Source organism: Falsiroseomonas algicola (assembly GCF_011040385.1).
Taxonomy (GTDB): domain Bacteria; phylum Pseudomonadota; class Alphaproteobacteria; order Acetobacterales; family Acetobacteraceae; genus Falsiroseomonas; species Falsiroseomonas algicola.
In genome coordinates, this window is record NZ_JAAIKB010000044.1 from 1 (window position 1) to 3,202 (window position 3,202).

General features: G+C 58.9%; 2 protein-coding genes and 1 pseudogene. 2 read left to right on the forward strand and 1 reads right to left on the reverse strand.

The genetic code is table 11. The annotated features are described in order from the left end of the window. Window positions 1-86: 86 nt before the first annotated feature. Window positions 87-389, forward strand: a pseudogene (locus G3576_RS30860) (integrase core domain-containing protein); the annotation flags it as partial. 46 nt (window positions 390-435) lie between these two features. Further along, window positions 436-1,113, forward strand: coding sequence for an IS21-like element helper ATPase IstB (gene istB / locus G3576_RS30865; protein ID WP_164698315.1), 678 nt, complete (start codon window positions 436-438; stop codon window positions 1,111-1,113). A 697-nt stretch (window positions 1,114-1,810) separates the two neighbouring features. Here istB and G3576_RS30870 read toward each other — a convergent pair. Continuing rightward, a complete protein-coding gene (locus tag G3576_RS30870; RefSeq protein ID WP_164698316.1) occupies window positions 1,811-2,926 on the reverse strand; it encodes a hypothetical protein in 1,116 nt (371 codons plus the stop codon). Window positions 2,927-3,202 lie beyond the last annotated feature (276 nt).

Below are 3,202 nucleotides of genomic sequence, written 5' to 3' on the forward strand. Positions count from 1 at the left end.
AGACGCTGAACTGGAGCACGCCAGCAGAGGCGCTTGATGAGGCGCTACAGACGGCGCAAAGAGGCGTTGCGACGACCGTCTGATCCACCCAATACGTGACCATCCGCTACACCGAGCGTCTGGCGGAAGCGGGCATCGAGCCATCAGTCGGCAGCGTCGGCGACAGCTACGACAATGCGCTGGCCGAGAGCGTCATCGGCCTGGTCAAGACCGAGGTGATCCGCCGCCGCGGCCCGTGGCGCGGCCTGGAAGGCGTCGAGTTTGCCACCCTCGAGCCGGTGGACTGGCTCAACAACCGCCGCCTCCTCGAGCCGATCGGCAACATCCCGCCCGCCGAGGCGGAAGCGCGCTACTATGCCGCCCAGGAGACCACAGCCCTGGCGGCCTGACTCACATCAAACAGCCTCCGGCAAACCCGGCGCGGTTCAATTCGGCATGAGGTCGGCGTTCGACCAGATCGTCACCACGGCGGTAAAGCGCCAGCACGCGCCGCAGCAGGTAATCGGCGATGTCGTCGGCGCCGAGATCGCCGAGAAGCAGGCCCGCTCGATCAAGTACCAGATCACCGCGTCAAAGCTGCCGCTGGCGAAGGACGTGGACGACTTCCGGTTCGATGGCACGCCGATCAACGAGGCGCTCGTTCGCGACCTCGCCACGGGCGATTTCCTGGCCCATCAGCGCAATGTGGTGCTGGTCGGCGGCACCGGCACGGGCAAGACGCACCTCGCCATCGCCATTGCCCGCGCACTGATCCGCAGCGGAGCCCGCGGCCGGTTCTACACCGTCGTCGACCTGGTGAACCGGCTCGAGGCGGAGAGCCGTGGCGGACGCCAGGTACGGCTCGCGGACCATCTGTGCCGAATGCATTTCGTCGTGCTGGACGAACTTGGCTACTTGCCGTTCGCGCAGTCCGGCGGGCAGTTGCTGTTCCACCTGGTCAGCCGCCTCTACGAGCAGACATCAGTACTGGTCGCCACCAACCTGGCCTTTGGCGAATGGCCGAGCGTGTTCGGCGACGCCAAGATGACCACGGCCCTGCTCGACCGCCTGACGCACCACTGCGACATGGTCGAGACCGGCAACGAGAGCTGGCGGTTCAAGAACCGCGCCTGAGCCCGACCAGTAAACGCCGCCGCGCTGCTGTCGTCCTGCCCTCCGCCTACGGCTAAGGGCCGGACAACCGCACCGCGCATCACCACACCAAACAGAGGTCACTATTCGACGCCGATCTCGGGTCCCGTTTGCGTGCCGATTGACAGTGATGCGCCTTCGGTTGCGCTCGCCAGTGCCGGCGTCGGTCAGGCCGGCCACCTCCAGATCCATCAGGCGTCTCGGCGGCGAAGCCGATCATGCTACGCAGTGAATTAGCATCAGAGAACGTTGAACGCAATGGGTTCAACCGAGCAGCCCAAGCAGGGCCATATGTCGTCGGTCATCCTGAGGGTCTCCCGGTATCAGGTTGAAGATCTTGACAACCCAAAGCCTACCAAGGATCGCCACGGTGGCCGCCGGGGCGGCTTCACTACGCGCCCCGGGCTCCGTCCTTTCTACACCACCACCCGGGGCACGACCCTCATCTTCGCCCCCGCTACGATTGGGCAATCCGCACACGGACCTCTAATGCAGCGAACGCACCTGGGAGCAACAACTGCTGCCTCGCGACAGCATGGTCTCTCTCGCGACGCGCCCAACTGCGCAGTTCCACGACTGGCACAGCGCCGTGCATCGGTGGGCGCGTCGCTATCGCCGCGTCTTCCAGGTAGGAAGAGCATCTATCACAGCGGTTTGGCTTCAATCTGCATTTTTGGTGTCATCCTTGCTGACTGGCGGCCATTTGGGTTAACGGGTAGCCCCATGCTTGGTTGAGAGAAAGTCTAAATGCATTCGGAGCTAATTGTGGTCGAGGATGGTCGAAGCGGTAGACGGGAAGCGCAGAGCTGAAAAGCTCGGCCCAGAACGGGGGCCAGAGTATTTCTTCGCGCACCGCGAAATAAGTGTCGCTGGTCTTGTGCGTTCCAGGCAAGTTGAGTGACGTAAAAGGCCCCTTTAGCCAAACAACCTCTTTATCGAATAACTTGGCTTCCACGCCTACGGAAGAGCTTACTGTCACGATGCGGCGCAACCAAGGCATACTTAGTAACTGATAAATATTCGCCGTGGTTGTGTGAATGTAGCGAAATGGAATGCCCATGTTGTATATCCCGCTTTCGTAATTTTGTATCGGGTGAGGCTTAAATAGAATGTCGCGCCAGGCAGTGATGTCTTTGGCCCAAATTGGGTTTTGATTCACATATGTTGAAATATTAGTGAAGGCCCCGCTCAATAAAACGCTGCTGTCATACTCAACCTGTCCTACCAGCAGGGTATCTGCCCTGGGAACGTCAGGCCAAGGTCGACGCAAATACATTGCCTGTAGGGCGTACACATTTGCCTCATGCGGCTCTAATGAATGCTCGAGCTCCGCGAGCGATCGGCGAATTCCGTCGTGATTCGTGGCGCAGCACAAGAATAAATCATCCAGGCAGCGAATTGGATGGATGGAAAAATCAAGCCAGTATATGTTGAACGTCGACAGTATGTTTTTTAGTATTTTTGGCAACTCGAAACCTATCACGAACGCATTTTGGAACGCGGCCGCTGCTAGCATTGCGCTGTCCATCGTGGGATTCTTGCAATCGTAAAGGCGCCCCCACCCCTCTATCGAGATTTCCTCTTCGTTAAAGTTGTAAAAAAGCTCTGTATCGAACCCCTCGCCCCACTGAACCATGTCGATAGGCATCTGCACCGCGCGAGAAAGAGATCGCTTAATCAGCGTGTGCAACCACCGAATATTGCCCTTTTGACTTGACGCAGGTGCTCCGGATTTTGTGGCCTCTGCTGGACGAAGTATATCGCCAGTCACCAAAATACGATTGCATTCCATCATCGCCGACAAATCCTTCCGCGACCGCTCTGGTTTCCGGGCAACAAATTCTCTACAGAAGCAACTTTCGAGTTCATTGATAACAGCTTTTTCGGCCATAATGCGGAGCGGCGCGAAGTTGAAACGAGGCCCGATGCCGCGAATGCTCCATGTGCCCTGTCGTAGCGAAATAGGTCATCTAGTGGAGTGATTCCAGCAGACATTTCCCGCGTTGGTGCTTGCCGATGATGGTGTCGGCGGGCGCGGTCCAGCGGAAGGGCTTTGGGTCGGCGTTGTGCG